The organism is Rossellomorea sp. KS-H15a (genome assembly GCF_024195245.1).
Lineage (GTDB): Bacteria > Bacillota > Bacilli > Bacillales > Bacillaceae_B > Rossellomorea > Rossellomorea vietnamensis.
Map to the genome: position 1 here is coordinate 367,372 of NZ_CP096886.1, position 15,350 is coordinate 382,721.

At 45.6% G+C, this 15,350-nt stretch carries 18 protein-coding genes; 1 reads left to right on the forward strand and 17 read right to left on the reverse strand.

What is annotated here, in order from left to right; genetic code table 11:
- The first annotated feature begins 237 nt into the window (after positions 1–237).
- Positions 238–909, forward strand: coding sequence for a DUF2642 domain-containing protein (locus tag M1J35_RS01700; RefSeq protein ID WP_224522549.1), 672 nt, complete (start codon positions 238–240; stop codon positions 907–909).
- A gap of 40 nt (positions 910–949) precedes the next feature.
- Here the strand turns inward: M1J35_RS01700 and M1J35_RS01705 are convergent, their stop codons facing one another.
- The 17 genes from M1J35_RS01705 to M1J35_RS01785 all read right to left on the reverse strand — a co-directional run bounded on the left by M1J35_RS01705 (position 950) and on the right by M1J35_RS01785 (position 15,240).
- On the reverse strand, positions 950–1,354 hold the full coding sequence (locus M1J35_RS01705) for a F0F1 ATP synthase subunit epsilon (RefSeq protein ID WP_034765168.1): 405 nt from the start codon (positions 1,352–1,354) through the stop codon (positions 950–952).
- Positions 1,355–1,376: 22 nt separating this feature from the next.
- Positions 1,377–2,780 (reverse strand): F0F1 ATP synthase subunit beta, encoded by a 1,404-nt coding sequence (atpD, locus tag M1J35_RS01710; protein ID WP_034765166.1) that lies wholly within the window; start codon positions 2,778–2,780, stop codon positions 1,377–1,379.
- 72 nt (positions 2,781–2,852) lie between these two features.
- Positions 2,853–3,710, reverse strand: a complete 858-nt coding sequence (locus M1J35_RS01715; protein WP_224522548.1) for a F0F1 ATP synthase subunit gamma — start codon at positions 3,708–3,710, stop codon at positions 2,853–2,855.
- 92 nt (positions 3,711–3,802) lie between these two features.
- The gene (atpA, locus tag M1J35_RS01720) at positions 3,803–5,311 is read right to left on the reverse strand and encodes a F0F1 ATP synthase subunit alpha (protein ID WP_034765162.1); all 1,509 of its coding nucleotides are present in this window, start codon (positions 5,309–5,311) and stop codon (positions 3,803–3,805) included.
- Positions 5,312–5,338: 27 nt separating this feature from the next.
- Positions 5,339–5,875, reverse strand: a complete 537-nt coding sequence (locus M1J35_RS01725; RefSeq protein WP_254652625.1) for a F0F1 ATP synthase subunit delta — start codon at positions 5,873–5,875, stop codon at positions 5,339–5,341.
- Positions 5,872–6,399: a F0F1 ATP synthase subunit B gene (atpF, locus tag M1J35_RS01730; RefSeq protein WP_034765158.1), complete on the reverse strand. Its 528-nt coding sequence runs from the start codon at positions 6,397–6,399 to the stop codon at positions 5,872–5,874. The genes M1J35_RS01725 and atpF overlap by 4 nt, the downstream gene beginning before the upstream one ends.
- Before the next feature lie 141 nt (positions 6,400–6,540).
- Entirely contained in the window at positions 6,541–6,753 is a 213-nt protein-coding gene (atpE, locus tag M1J35_RS01735; RefSeq protein WP_032086923.1) for a F0F1 ATP synthase subunit C, read from the reverse strand.
- Between the two features lie 77 nt (positions 6,754–6,830).
- Positions 6,831–7,544, reverse strand: coding sequence for a F0F1 ATP synthase subunit A (gene atpB, locus M1J35_RS01740; RefSeq protein ID WP_034765155.1), 714 nt, complete (start codon positions 7,542–7,544; stop codon positions 6,831–6,833).
- 22 nt (positions 7,545–7,566) lie between these two features.
- Complete coding sequence (locus M1J35_RS01745; RefSeq protein WP_034765153.1) at positions 7,567–7,941, reverse strand: ATP synthase subunit I; 375 nt, start codon at positions 7,939–7,941, stop codon at positions 7,567–7,569.
- A gap of 6 nt (positions 7,942–7,947) precedes the next feature.
- Complete coding sequence (locus M1J35_RS01750) at positions 7,948–8,169, reverse strand: AtpZ/AtpI family protein (protein WP_254652626.1); 222 nt, start codon at positions 8,167–8,169, stop codon at positions 7,948–7,950.
- A 568-nt stretch (positions 8,170–8,737) separates the two neighbouring features.
- Positions 8,738–9,889, reverse strand: coding sequence for a non-hydrolyzing UDP-N-acetylglucosamine 2-epimerase (gene wecB, locus M1J35_RS01755; RefSeq protein ID WP_254652627.1), 1,152 nt, complete (start codon positions 9,887–9,889; stop codon positions 8,738–8,740).
- An 18-nt stretch (positions 9,890–9,907) separates the two neighbouring features.
- On the reverse strand, positions 9,908–10,537 hold the full coding sequence (gene upp / locus M1J35_RS01760; RefSeq protein ID WP_098351501.1) for a uracil phosphoribosyltransferase: 630 nt from the start codon (positions 10,535–10,537) through the stop codon (positions 9,908–9,910).
- A gap of 403 nt (positions 10,538–10,940) precedes the next feature.
- The gene (gene glyA, locus M1J35_RS01765; RefSeq protein WP_061808907.1) at positions 10,941–12,182 is read right to left on the reverse strand and encodes a serine hydroxymethyltransferase; all 1,242 of its coding nucleotides are present in this window, start codon (positions 12,180–12,182) and stop codon (positions 10,941–10,943) included.
- A gap of 197 nt (positions 12,183–12,379) precedes the next feature.
- Positions 12,380–12,922, reverse strand: coding sequence for a TIGR01440 family protein (locus tag M1J35_RS01770; RefSeq protein ID WP_254652628.1), 543 nt, complete (start codon positions 12,920–12,922; stop codon positions 12,380–12,382).
- 12 nt (positions 12,923–12,934) lie between these two features.
- On the reverse strand, positions 12,935–13,378 hold the full coding sequence (gene rpiB, locus M1J35_RS01775) for a ribose 5-phosphate isomerase B (protein WP_034765248.1): 444 nt from the start codon (positions 13,376–13,378) through the stop codon (positions 12,935–12,937).
- A gap of 116 nt (positions 13,379–13,494) precedes the next feature.
- A complete protein-coding gene (locus M1J35_RS01780) occupies positions 13,495–14,784 on the reverse strand; it encodes a methyl-accepting chemotaxis protein (RefSeq protein WP_034765141.1) in 1,290 nt (429 codons plus the stop codon).
- An 18-nt stretch (positions 14,785–14,802) separates the two neighbouring features.
- Positions 14,803–15,240, reverse strand: a complete 438-nt coding sequence (locus M1J35_RS01785) for a low molecular weight protein arginine phosphatase (RefSeq protein ID WP_254652629.1) — start codon at positions 15,238–15,240, stop codon at positions 14,803–14,805.
- Positions 15,241–15,350 lie beyond the last annotated feature (110 nt).

The following is a 15,350-nucleotide window of genomic DNA, read 5'->3' on the forward strand; positions in this document are numbered from 1 at the left end:
AATGAGCAGAAATAAAAATAATAGAATAATCTCAGTATCCACGTAAGGTCTTTTTAAAGAGGATACTGAGATTGTTCTTATCATCTTGTCAACAGCTTACTGCATTCATTCTATTTAAACCCATTGGGCCCAAAAAATGTGGACAAAGGGTGCCATGATTGGGGTGCCTTCTACAATCATTTTGTCTGGAATCATGGAATTGAATGGCTACCTTATTCAGAAAGGAGTAATGAGCACATGAAAAATGTTTATTCTAAATTCACCGGAGAAGCAGTCATCATTGAACTTACGGGTAAAAAGACCATCAACGGGTATTTGATCGAAGTGGGTAATGAAGTGCTGATCGTCTATAACGGAGACGATTATATTTATATTTCTACTTCTCATATTAAAAACATGTCGATCGTATCGAAAGAATCCATCGGCATCGATGAACCGACGGACAGTCCCCAGCTTGAGCAGGAGGACCAGTTGTCCCTGCGAAAGATTCTGACGACGGCCAAAGGAGTCTTCCTTGAAATCTATACAATGGGCAATCAGCCGATTCACGGCTATATCACAGGTATTATGAATAACTACTTCTCCTTCTATTCCCCTGTTTATAAAACGATGTATATCTCCCTGCAGCACTTAAAATGGCTGATTCCCTATTCCACGAATCTGTCCCCGTTCCGCCTTGCCAAAGAGAACCTTCCCGTCAATCCGACAACCTCCATCACCCTGGCGAGAAGCTTTGAGGTCCAGATTGAAAAACTCACCGGTCACCTCGTCGTATTGAACCTTGGTGTCAACGAAGAGTTGATCGGTAAGATTGAAAGAGTGGACGACAACATCATGGAGATGATTACAGCCAAAGGAGAATCCCTCTACTTAAATATGCAGCATATCCAGACCGTTCATTTACCATAAAAAAAACCACCTTTCGATGAGAAAGGTGGTTCCTTCATGATTAGAAATTACGTTCTGAAACGTTAATTCTGTTCATGGCACGCTTCAGAGCGAGTTCGGCACGACGGAAGTCTACGTCGTCCTGTTGTGCCTGCATGCGGTCTTCAGCACGGCCTTTTGCTTCTTTCGCGCGTTGTACATCGATAGCTTCTGCTGTTTCAGCAGACTGTGCTAGAATTGTCACTTGTTCAGGACGTACTTCTAAGAATCCGCCACTGACAGCTACAAGCTCAGTGTTGCCACCTTTTTTCAGGCGAACCGCACCGATTTGTAGTGGAGCAACCATCGGAATGTGTCCAGGTAAGATTCCAAGCTCACCGCTTTGAGCTTTTGTGCTCACCATTTCCACTTCTGAATCGTACACTGGGCCATCGGGAGTGACAATATTGACTTTTAATGTCTTCATTTTCTTCCCTCCTGGTCCCTAATTATACCTCTACGCCCATTTCTTTAGCTGCAGCCAGTACGTCCTCGATCGGACCTACAAGACGGAATGCATCTTCTGGAATGTGGTCGTATTTACCTGCAAGAATATCAACGAAGCCTTTAACTGTGTCCTTTACTTCTACGTAAGAACCTTTTTGGCCTGTGAACTGTTCTGCAACGTGGAAGTTTTGAGATAAGAAGAACTGTACGCGGCGTGCGCGTTGTACTGTCAGCTTATCATCATCAGAAAGCTCATCCATACCAAGGATCGCGATGATATCTTGAAGTTCTTTATAGCGCTGTAACGTTTGTTGAACGTTACGTGCAACATTGTAGTGTTCTTCTCCAACGATCTCTGGAGAAAGAGCACGGGAAGTCGATGCCAATGGATCTACCGCAGGATAGATACCCATTTCAGAAAGCTTACGCTCAAGGTTCGTTGTTGCGTCAAGGTGAGCGAAAGTTGTTGCAGGAGCCGGATCCGTGTAGTCATCCGCAGGTACATAGATCGCTTGGATCGATGTTACAGAACCTACGTTTGTTGACGTGATACGCTCTTGCAGTTGACCCATTTCAGTCGCAAGTGTCGGCTGGTAACCAACGGCAGATGGCATACGGCCAAGTAGTGCCGAAACCTCTGAACCTGCTTGCGTGAAACGGAAGATGTTATCGATGAACAGAAGTACGTCTTGACCTTGCTCATCACGGAAGTATTCTGCCATTGTCAGACCCGTCAAGGCAACACGCATACGTGCTCCTGGCGGCTCGTTCATTTGTCCGAATACCATCGCTGTTTTCTTGATAACGCCAGAATCGCTCATCTCGTGGTAAAGGTCATTTCCTTCACGCGTACGCTCTCCAACACCGGCGAATACAGAGATACCACCGTGCTCTTGAGCGATGTTATTGATAAGCTCCTGGATTAATACGGTTTTACCAACACCGGCACCACCGAATAGACCGATCTTACCACCCTTGATATATGGAGCAAGTAAGTCTACTACTTTGATACCTGTTTCAAGAATCTCAACTTCTGTAGAAAGTTGATCGAATGTAGGCGCCTGTCTGTGAATCGGATCACGACGGATACCTGCTGCTAGAGGCTCGTCTAAATCGATTGATTCACCCAGAACGTTGAATACACGACCTAACGTTACATCCCCTACTGGTACAGAGATTGGTGCTCCTGTATCGAGTACTTCGGCTCCACGTTGTAAACCATCCGTAGATGCCATTGCGATCGTACGTACAGAATCATCACCTAGGTGAAGGGCAACCTCTAATGTAAGTTCAGCTCTATCTGCAATTTGGACCTTTAAAGAGTTGTAGATATCAGGAAGTTGCCCGCTGGCGAACTTGACATCAACAACTGGACCCATTACTTGAAGAACGTGTCCTTTGTTCATCTCTTTCCCTCCTAACTAGCTTTTGACAAAAACTTTATAAAGTATAAACGGTTCTAAAAAACCGTCAGAGTTCTATTCGAGTGCCGCAGCCCCGCCGACGATCTCCGTGATTTCCTGAGTGATCGCTGCTTGACGCGCACGGTTAAATGATAGTGTAAGGTCACTGATGATTTCTTTTGCATTATCGGTTGCATTTCTCATCGCTGTCATACGGGCGGCGTGCTCACTTGCTTTACCGTCCAGTAAGGCTCCGAAAATCAGGCTTTCAGCGTATTGAGGAAGCAATACCTCTAGGATTTCCTCTGCAGAAGGCTCGAATTCATATGAAGCAAGCTTTCCTGAAGGAGTCAGATCCGTTAACGGTAACACTTTTTTCTCCGTAACATCCTGTTGAATCGCACTTACATAGTGGTTGTAGAACATATACAGTTCATCGTATGCCTCAGCTGAGAACATACCCACCGCTTTGTTTGCGATATCTTTAATGTCTGCGAAATTCGGTTGATCCGGAAGACCCGTTACCGATTCAAGGACATTAAAGCCTTTTTTACGGAAGAAATCAGCACCGACACGGCCCAGAGCAATAATGGCAAATTCATCATTCGAACTGTGACTTTCTTTAATTCGATTGCTAACAGCACGGATTACACTGCTGTTATATGCCCCCGCCAAACCACGGTCTGATGTAATGACCAGATACCCGGTTCTTTTAACGGGGCGGGAGACTAGCATCGGATTCCTCACACCTTGACTGCCCGCTGCAACGGATGTCACCACTTCAGAAATTTTATTCATGTAAGGCACGAATGACTTAGCATTCGTCTCCGCACGATTCAATTTAGAAGCCGATACCATTTCCATTGCTTTGGTGATTTGACTTGTCTTTTTGGTAGAAGTAATACGAGTTTGTATATCGCGTAACGATGCCACTGGTTCTCACCACCCTTTACATATTGTCAGACATAGGGAGCGGGGCTTTTTAGCCCTACTCCACTATGGTCATTGCCGTCAGACGGCAACCCTTATTCAGACTTGATGAACGTCTTCTTGAATTCGTTGATCGCGGTTTTCATTGCATCATCTTCAGGAAGACCTTTCGTCGTACGAATATGGTCTAACAGTTCAGTATGGTTGTGATCTAACCAGCTTAGAAGTTCAGACTCGAAACGACGGATATCTACAACTGGAATATCATCTAAATGACCTTTAATCAGTGCATAGAAGATCATGACTTGTTTTTCAACTTTAAGTGGTTTGTTAAGATCCTGCTTCAGTACTTCTACAGTACGAGCTCCACGATTCAGTTTCGCCTGAGTCGCTTTATCAAGATCCGATCCGAACTGAGCGAATGCTTCAAGCTCACGGTAAGCGGCTAAGTCAAGACGAAGCGTACCGGAAACCTTCTTCATTGCTTTGATTTGTGCAGATCCCCCAACACGTGATACGGAAAGACCCGCATTGATCGCCGGACGTACACCGGAGAAGAATAGGTCAGATTGTAAGAAAATCTGTCCGTCCGTGATGGAGATAACGTTTGTCGGGATATAAGCGGAGATATCTCCTGCTTGTGTTTCAACGAATGGTAATGCTGTGATGGAACCGCCACCTTTAGCATCACTTAACTTCGCCGCACGCTCAAGTAAACGAGAGTGCAAGTAGAATACGTCACCAGGGAATGCTTCACGGCCTGGAGGACGACGTAGTAATAGGGAAAGCTCACGGTAAGCAGAAGCCTGCTTAGAAAGATCATCATACACGACAAGAACGTGCTTGCCACTGTGCATGAATTCTTCAGCCATTGTGATACCAGCATATGGTGCTAAGAATAGCATTGGAGCCGGTGAAGCAGCTGATGCCGTTACAACGATTGTGTAATCAAGGGCACCGTGCTTACGCAATGTTTCTACCGCGTTACGTACAGTTGATTCTTTTTGACCGATGGCAACGTAGATACATACCATGTCCTGGTCTTTTTGGTTCAGAATCGCATCGATCGCAACAGATGTTTTACCTGTTTGACGGTCACCGATGATCAATTCACGTTGTCCACGACCGATCGGAACTAACGCATCGATCGCTTTGATACCCGTTTGAAGTGGTTCGTGTACGGATTTACGATCCATAACACCAGGTGCTCCACTTTCAATCGGACGTGTTTTCGTTGTTGCGATTGGACCCAATCCATCAACTGGTTGTCCAAGTGAGTTTACTACACGACCAACTAGTTCTTGTCCTACTGGTACTTCCATGATACGTCCAGTACGACGAACCTCATCGCCTTCACGAATGTCAGTATATGGTCCGAGAATGATGATACCAACGTTGTTTTCTTCTAAGTTCTGTGCCATACCCATGACACCGTTAGAAAATTCAACAAGCTCTCCAGCCATGACATTGTCGAGGCCATGAGCACGAGCGATACCGTCACCGATTTGGATAACTGTACCTACGTCGCTTACTTTCATCTCAGACTGATAGTTTTCAATTTGCTTTTTTATCAGCGCGCTGATTTCTTCCGCCTTGATGCTCATGAATTTCACCCCTCATTTATACGAAAGTTAACGAATTAGTTCACGCTCAAGACGAGTCAACTTACCTTGCAGGCTACCATCATAGATGCGTGTCCCGATTTGGACCTTGATGCCGCCCAGTAAATGTTCGTCTGTCACATTGGTAATTCTTAATGATTGTTTTCCGACTTTTTTTGCAAAAGAAGACGACAATGCTGTTTGCTCATCTTCAGTTAAAGGACGTACAGAGTACACTGTCGCATCTGCAATCCCGCGTGCTTCGTTTGTCAATTCGATGAATGCCTCAACCATGCTTGTGATCTCGCCCGTACGGTGACGGTCCGTCATCAGCATCAATGTGTTCAGGACATATGGGGAAGCTGCTCGAAATGCTTCCTGAATCAATGACTTCTTCTTATCTAACGTAAGCTTAGGATTTTCAAAGAGAACCGTTAATTCGGTGTTCTCAAGGAAAACCGCTCTCACTGTACGCAGCTCTTCTTCGATTCCTTCAAGCTGATTATGATCCTGGGCAATCTCGAAAAGAGCTAACGCATAGCGTTTTGCAACTGTAGAGTAGCTCATCGCTCTTCCCCTACCTCTTGAATATAATCGTTAATTAACTTCTGTTGATCATCTGCAGAAAGTTCTTTCTCAATGACCTTAGAAGCAATAAGTACTGATAAAGAAGCAACCTGTTTCTGAAGTGCTGCAACAGCTTGTTCTTTTTGCGTTTCGATTTCGCGTTTTGCAGATTCTTTCAATCTCTCTGCCTCTTGACGAGCAGTTGCGATAATCTCTTCACGTTGTTCAGAACCTTGTTTCTTAGAGTTTTCAATCATCGTTTGAGCTTCAAGACGAGCTTCTTTCAGAAGTTTCTTTTGCTCTTCTAAAATATTGTTTGCCTCAGTGCGGCTCTTTTCGGCTGCCGTGATCTCACCGGCGATGTGGTCTTCACGCTGCTGCATGATTCCCATTAGTGGACCCCAGGCGAATTTCTTAAGTAGCGCCATAAGGACTAGGAACATGATCAGCTGAAAGACGATATCCCCCGTGTTAAGGCCGCCGTGACCTGCTGCCTCACCTATAACGAATGCGTTAGTTAACATACTCGATTCACTCCCTTCAAGAATCGATTGGATCGTATTTTTTATAAATGAACCGTTCTTGCAAAGAATCTATTCTCTAGTACATAGGAATGGCGAAGATAATCGTCAAGACGAACTTCGCCATTCAACCTGTCCGTTTTATTAGCTTCCTAGTGCGATGAAAGCGATAACTACGCCGATGATAGGAAGTGCCTCAACTAGTGCGATACCGATGAACATTGTTGTTTGTAAAGTACCACGTAATTCCGGTTGACGTGCAATTCCTTCTACTGTACGACCTACGATAAGACCGTTACCAATACCTGCTCCTAGTGCTGCTAAACCAACTGCAATTGCTGCTGCGATAAGACTCATTCTAAAGTTCCTCCTTTAATGTATAAGAAAAATATTTTTTACATATATGTTTGTCCACCGTAATGAACAGGTATATATTAATGGTCGTGGCTTACTTTGTGAGCCATATAAACCATTGTTAACATACAGAAAATGAACGCCTGGATTGATCCGACAAACACCGAGAATCCTTGCCAAGCAAGCATTGGTGCGATCGCTCCGATCGTTCCGCCGATACCACCGTTAACGGCTAGACCCGCAAGTAGTGCAAGCAGGATTTCACCGGCATAGATGTTACCGTAAAGTCGAAGACCCAATGTAAGAGTGTTTGCAAACTCTTCAATGATTTTTAGCGGGAATAACCACCACATAGGTTTGAAAAAGTCTTTCCCATATTCGCCAAACCCCTTTAATCTGATTCCATAGAAATGGGATAGTACCACGACCATAACCGCCAGGGTCATCGTGATGGCAGGGTCGGCTGTAGGTGATTTCCACCATAATTCGCCATCATATACAACTGAGAATGGTAGACCCAGCATATTAGATACAAAGATATACATGATAATCGTGAGACCTAAGATATGAAAACGGCCACCCGTCTTCCAGTCCATGTTGCTCTTAATGATCCCCTTGACGAAGTCCATCACCCACTCGAAAAAATTCTGCATTCCGGTCGGTTTCAGGGCTAAGCGACGTGTAGATAAGAGGGCTATAATAAACACTATGGCCGTTGCGACCGTGATCATCAAAACGTTCGCAAGGTTAAAAGTCAAACCCAGAAAATGGGCTGTAGGTGCTCCATGATTCAAAATACTTCACCTCTCTTCCCCGCTATTTATTAGTTTTGAAGCTGCTGAAAAAATAATCTATCATAATGACAATATAGGTCGTCATTAATCCAATAATAAGACTTAGGAGATGAAATGTTTCTGGAAATCGTGTGGCAATGATGACTCCAAGGGCGGCTGCGGCCATACGGGAAGTGGTTCCTAGTGATCTCACTTTTTGCCCGGCTACCACGGCGTCCCCGAACTTCGAGACCCGCTTGGTCATGCCCCAGTGCATATAAAGACTTAGAACTGTCCCTAAAATTAACCCTAAGAATACTGATTTGTGGGTGGTGAATCCCCAACCCAGGACGTAAATAGAAAGCACATAAATTATGTATTTCCGCTGTCTATTAAACATTTGATGGAGTTCCGGCATATCTTATTATTCTCCTAAGAAGAAATGTCGTACTGTACGAAGCATCGCATAAATCCCTGCGGCAAGGCCGAGGAGTAATCCGATGATTAAAAAGAGTGGTGCTGAATCAACCTGCTGATCGATCCATCTCCCCAGGAAAATCCCGACTAAGATAGACCCGACAAGCTGTGCTAAAATGGCCGAATAAATCGCCATCGCTTTATATGGGTTTTCGTTTTTTTGACCCATTTCAACCTCTCCCATTCAAACGAAATTTGAACATGAGGCAAGCATTTCAGACATGATGTAAAACCGATTGCATAAGGGTTTACGCATTGTGAAAACCTTATCATTTTACATCCTTTGTAAGCATACAATAGGGCTTAATCTATGTCAATGCGTTCAAGTTAAAAAGTTCACAACCTATCCACGTGTTCCCAGATTGTTCACATTTTCAACACAATTAGCAGAAAAGCGTAGGGGGCTTGCTCTGGGGCGACAAGCATAAGGCGAGTCGACCGGAAAGGCGTTCTTTGCCTTTTTGGTCGGCTTGACTTATGACCTCGAGCCCCAAGCCCCCGGAGCTGGACATCGCGAAAAGCGTACCCGACTGCCCAACCCTCACGCCCAACTTAGTAATATATTAACAAATTCATAGTCCCCCACTTCACATGCCCCTCCATTATATAGAAGATTCCCTTGCTGAGTAACCCTTGAATTTAATGTAAATACTTCCATTTGGTTTCAAAATGATTCTGTATATAAATAGAGGTCCGTCCCTCAGTGAATTCTAAGAGGGACGGACCTTTTCATTATTTTATTCGTTTGGGTCGAAGGATTTGGGACGTTCATCCAGGTGGCCGAAATGGTAGCGGATTGCTTGGGTAATTCGGTAGGATGCCTGTCCGTCTCCGTATGGGTTTGTCGCTTTGGACATTTTGCCGTGTGCTTCCGGATCTGTCAGTAATTCTTTTGCAAGCTTGTAGATGTTTTCTTCTTCATTCCCTGCAAGCTTCAATGTTCCGGCTTCAATCCCTTCAGGACGCTCGGTTGTGTCACGAAGGACAAGGACCGGTACGCCTAACGAAGGTGCTTCTTCCTGAACACCGCCTGAATCTGTCAGAATCAGATGGGCACGGGAGGCGAAGTTATGGAAATCGATGACATCAAGCGGCTCGATCAGATGAATGCGCTTGTCGTCTCCAAGTACTTCATCCGCCACTTCACGAACGGCCGGATTCAAGTGGACCGGATAGACAACCTGGATATCATCATGCTCTTCCACTAATCGCTTGATGGCACGGAACATGTTGCGCATCGGTTGACCGAGGTTTTCACGTCGGTGAGCCGTCAGTAGAACTAATCGGTCATCACCGACCTTCTCGAGAACCTCATGATGATACTCATCTTTTACGGTCGTTTTTAACGCATCAATCGCTGTGTTCCCCGTAATGAAAATTCCCTCATCTTTCTTATTTTCATTCAAAAGATTCTGGGATGATTTTTCCGTTGGAGCAAAATGAAGATCCGCCATGACGCCTGTCAGTTGACGATTCATTTCCTCTGGGAACGGCGAATATTTATTCCATGTTCTTAGGCCTGCTTCGACGTGGCCGACAGAGATTTGATTATAGAAAGCAGCAAGACTTGCGACGAATGTTGTTGTGGTATCACCATGTACAAGAACAATATCCGGCTTTGCTTCTTTCATAATTTTATCGAGGCCTTCTAGTCCGCGCGTTGTTACGTCGATAAGTGTTTGACGGTCTTTCATGATGTTCAGGTCATAATCAGGCGTGATATCAAAAATATTTAACACCTGATCCAGCATTTCACGGTGCTGAGCTGTTACTGTTACAATCGTTTCAAAGCTTTCTGGATACTTCTTCAATTCAAGAACAAGGGGCGCCATCTTGATGGCTTCCGGCCTTGTTCCGAAAATCGTCATTACCTTGATTGGATTCGTCATGTGTTCGCCCTGCCTTTCTTATTTCGTTCCGTACAAACGATCTCCCGCGTCCCCAAGTCCAGGTACGATGTAACCTTTTTCATTCAGCTTCTCATCAAGAGCAGCGATGAAGATATCAACATCAGGGTGTGCTTCCTTGATGGCGTCGACACCTTCAGGACAAGCAACCAGGCACATGAACTTGATGCTTACGGCACCGCGCTTTTTCAATGAGTTGATCGCTTCAACAGCAGATCCGCCCGTTGCAAGCATCGGATCGACCAGGATGAAGTCACGCTCTTCCACATCACTTGGAAGCTTCACGTAATATTCGATCGGCTTAAGAGTCTCAGGGTCACGGTATAACCCGACATGTCCCACTTTTGCAGCCGGGATCAATTTAAGGATTCCATCAACCATTCCAAGGCCGGCACGCAAGATAGGAACGATCCCTAATTTTTTCCCTGCAAGGGTTTTCGCTTTCGCTTTGCTTACCGGCGTTTCAACGTCGATATCCTCAAGAGGAAGATCACGTGTGATCTCAAATGCCATCAGTGTTGCTACTTCGTCAACAAGCTCACGGAATTCCTTTGTTCCTGTTTCTTTATCACGGATAAACGTTAACTTATGTTGGATCAACGGATGATCAAATACATATACTTTGCCCATACGACTCTCTCCTTTAAATTCAGTTTTATGTAAAAATGGTTTGTCCACTTCATTTACACCTCAGACTATTGTACATAAAAGACAATTTAAGAGCAACATGAGATGGGAAGTGTAATGGAATCGTTAGAATTGAGAAAGTTGGAGGTGGAATTGATCCCCGCGATGGGATTTGGGTTTATTTTGACTGGGTGAGTGGGGACCAGGAGGCTTGGAACTGAGGTGATTGCGTCGTTTTTTCGTTCATTGCGTCATTTTCATTTTTATTGCGTCGTTTTTTCGTTCATTGCGTCATTTCACTATGTTTTTGCGTATTTTAACAAATTATGGAACATTCCATTTCTATACCCATCAAAAAAACCTCCCCACCAGGAACATCCGTCCCTAATGAAGAGGTTAACATCTATTATCTCTCAGGATATAATTCAAATTTGCTTGTTAGATCCAACACGCGTTTGCGTGCTTCTTCCAATTTCGCTTCATCTTCATGGTTTTTAAGAGTCAACGCCATGATCGAGGCAATTTCGTCCATATCATCTAAACCAAATCCTCTGGACGTCACAGCTGCCGTACCGATACGGACACCGCTTGTAACGAATGGGCTTTCCGGATCGAATGGAATCGTGTTTTTATTGACGGTGATTCCGATCTCATCAAGAACCTTTTCCGCGACTTTACCAGTCAACCCAAGTGAACGAGTGTCGATCAATAGTAGGTGGTTATCAGAGCCACCTGATACAAGATCGATTCCTTCCTTGACCAGACCTTCACCTAAGCGCTTCGCATTGTCGATGATGTTCTGTGCATATTCTTTGAAGGAATCCTGCAGTGCTTCACCGAAAGCCACGGCTTTAGCAGAAATGACGTGCATAAGAGGTCCACCCTGGATTCCAGGGAAAATAGACTTGTCTATCTTCTTCGCAAACTCTTCTTTACAAAGGATCATTCCGCCGCGTGGTCCACGCAATGTTTTATGAGTTGTTGTCGTCACGAAGTCTGCATACGGAACCGGGTTCTGGTGAAGACCAGCCGCTACGAGACCAGCGATGTGAGCCATATCCACCATCAGGTATGCTCCCACTTCATCTGCGATTTCACGGAATTTCGCGAAATCGATGGCTCTTGGATACGCACTTGCTCCCGCTACGATCAGCTTAGGTTTGTGCTCTAACGCTTTTTGTCTTACATCTTCGTAATTGATCAGGTGCTTCTCTTCATCCACACCATACTCTACGAAGTTATATTGAATTCCACTGAAATTGACCGCACTTCCGTGAGTCAGATGTCCCCCATGAGATAAGTTCATTCCAAGAACCGTGTCGCCCTGTTCAAGGATGGTGAAGTAGACTGCCATATTGGCTTGTGCCCCTGAGTGAGGCTGAACGTTGACGTGTTCCGCTCCAAACAGTTCTTTCGCACGGTCGCGGGCCAGATTTTCGGCTACGTCCACATGCTCACAGCCACCATAATAGCGACGACCTGGGTACCCCTCTGCATACTTATTGGTCAAAACGGAGCCTTGTGCTTCCATAACGGCTTCGCTGACAAAGTTTTCAGATGCAATTAATTCGATCTTTGTTCGTTGACGCTCTAATTCATCTTGAATCGCTGCATAAATTTCCGGATCTTGCTTGGCAATCTTACTCATACATATCCCCCTTTAATTCATAGGCCCAACTTTGGCGCCTCCTTGATTCATTCAATCCCATTCTAACACGATTCACCAAAAGGCGAAATAAAAACCTATAGTCAAAACGTAACGTTCGTGTTTAGCACCTCATGTAGAGATCAATCCAAAATAAAGGTCCGTTCCTCAACCAAGAGGGACGGACCTTCTTCCATGTTTTATTCGTATACAGCCCTGGTTCCGCCGATGAGTTTTGGTCTGGTTTTGGCGAGGGTGACGTGGGCTTCGCCGAGGCTTTTTTGTGATACACGGATCGGAACGGCTACGTGTTTCAGATGCATGCCGATGAAGGTGTCCCCGATGTCGATGCCGGCGTCGGCTTTGATATGTTCGACCATGACCGGGTCTTCGAAGGAATGATAGGCTTTCGTCGCCATGGCTCCCCCTGCTTTTCGCACGGGAACGACGGTGACTTCATCGAGCCCCCTCTTTTCCGCTACTTCCCTTTCAAGGACCAGAGCACGGTTTAAGTGCTCGCAGCATTGGAACGCCAGAGAAACCCCAATTGAATCCGCCCATCTCTTCAATTCGTCATAAATCATTTCCGCCACATCAATGGTCCCCGCCGTGCCGATCCGCTCCCCCATCACTTCGGAGGTGGAACAGCCGACGACAAAGACTTGTCCTTTTTTCAGCGGAACCTGACTGCTGAAATCACGCAGGATCGTTTGCAATTCATCTTTCAATTGAGCGATTTCCATGAAACCCACTCCTTATTGTTTGTCTTCGTATGCCGTGATCTTTCCGACTCTATTTGCATGGCGGCCGCCTTCGAATTCGGTTCCAAGCCACGTTTTAGCGATTTCACGTGCCAGTCCCGGCCCGATGACACGTTCCCCCATGGCCAGCATGTTGCTGTCATTATGTTCGCGGGTCGCTTTTGCACTGAATACATCATGCACAAGGGCGCAGCGGATGCCCTTTACTTTATTGGCAGAGATGCTCATACCGATTCCCGTTCCGCAGATCAGAATCCCTCGGTCGAATTCACCGCTTGCCACTTTTTCCGCAACGGGAACTGCGTAGTCAGGATAGTCGACGGATGTGCCACACTCACAGCCGAAATCCTCATATTCAAGACCCATTTCTTCCATTAATGACTTGATTTCTTCTCTAATATTCACTCCGCCGTGATCCGACGCAATCGCAATTTTCATCTTCTCCCACTCCCCATAACCTTTGATACGTTTATTTTGCCACATCCTCTCCATTATATAAAGCTTTTCAGCATGAAAAAACGGGCATGAGGTCCGTCCCTCACACCCGCTCATTTTTAAAGATGAAAACGTGTAATCGTGCTTTTCAGTGCCTCAGCCTGTTCTTTCAGGTTGAGGGCCAGCTTCTCGACGTCATTCATGACGACCGCTTGCTCTTTAGTTGAAGCTGATACTTCCATGGCACCCGCTGATGTTTCTTCTGCGATGGCGGCTACTTCCTGGGATTGCTGGGAAGTGAGCTGGATGCTGTCCATCTGCTGATCGACGAGGACTGAGATGTTCTGGACCGCGTCTGCCACTTCATGAATGGTTGTCGTCATGGTTTCAATCATTTCATTCGTCTGCGTTCCTTTTTGGGCTTCTGTGTTGGCAGAATCGACCTGGGTCGTGATCTGTCCAACAACATTCCCGACTTCTGTCTGGATGTTCTTGATCAATTCCGAAATGCCTTGAACCGCTTTTCCACTTTCATCGGCCAGTTTCCGGACTTCCTCTGCGACCACTGCGAATCCTTTTCCATGCTCCCCGGCACGCGCCGCTTCTATGGAAGCATTCAAGGCAAGAAGATTGGTTTGGTTCGCGATGTCCCCGACTAATTGGATGATTTGCTCCACTTTTTTCGCGTTGTCTTCAAGTCGGCGCACGGCGTCCAACGAATCTTCATTCCCTTTTGCCAGCCGGCTGATGCCTTCGACGAGGGAATGAATCACTTCTTTACTTCCCTGAAGCTCCGTCACCATGTTTTTCGACATATGCTCGGATGATTTCGAATGATCCTGGACTTCCCGGGCGATCCGGATGACATCCTCCACGGATTCAGCCGTCGTTTGAATCGCCGTCGCCGAGCTTTCGGCACCCGCTGAAATTTCGCTGATCGTTTTGGAAATCGAATATGCCTGTGTAGAAGCGATTTCCGATGCTTTGGAAAGCTCGATGACATTCGTATTGGTTTTGTTAAAATTGTCATCGATGCTTGAGACCATGTCACGTAAATTATGCAGCATGCGGTTGAACGCCAGTGCCAGTGAACGGATTTCGTCATCGGATTTCGGTACATCCACTTCGATGGCGATGTCCCCTTCAGCGGCTTTCAATGCAACCTGTTCCAAGCGCTGCAGCGGTTTGACGATGAAGCCCGCTGCAAAAAAGGCCAGAACCGCCGACCAGAATACACCCATGCCAAGGGTCATGATCGTGAACCACAGCTCATTCATATCCGGCGCAAAAGCAGGTTTGATTACATAAATAAAAAAGGCACTTGTGGTATACGTCACCAACGCCAGAAGCGTGATAAAGAAGACCAATTTCTTTCTAAGACCCGACTTGTAGCTCTTCACTTTCCCCATCTTTCTCTCTCCCTGTCTCTAGCCAAGCTTTTTCATTAACTCCTCGATCAATGAATTCAATTCCCTGTATGTATGTCTATAGATGTCCATGCTTCCTCCATACGGATCCGATACATCCAAGTCGGCAGGATCTTCAAGGACAAACTCCTTCAATGTAAAAACCTTGTCCGCCACATGTGGATACTGATCCACAATCGCCCGCTTATGATTCGATGTCATCGTAAAAATATAGGAAGCCCAATCCAGGTTCTCTTTTGAGAGCGAACTCGATTGATGTCTATGTATTATATCGTTCTCTTTCAGCACTTCTTTAGTCTGAAATGACGCATCATTTCCGTCCATGGCAAAAACACCGGCAGATTTCACGTCGAACTTATCTTTTCCCTTATGCTTCAAAACCGCCTCCGCCATAGGACTCCGGCAAGTATTCCCTGTACAAACAAACAAAATATTCATCACGTCATCCTCCTTACCACCTATTATAAAATATTTTCCAATCTCCCAATAGTCCATTCACAAAGAATACAAAAAGAAAGGCGCGGCTCAGCCCCGAAACCTAACAAAAA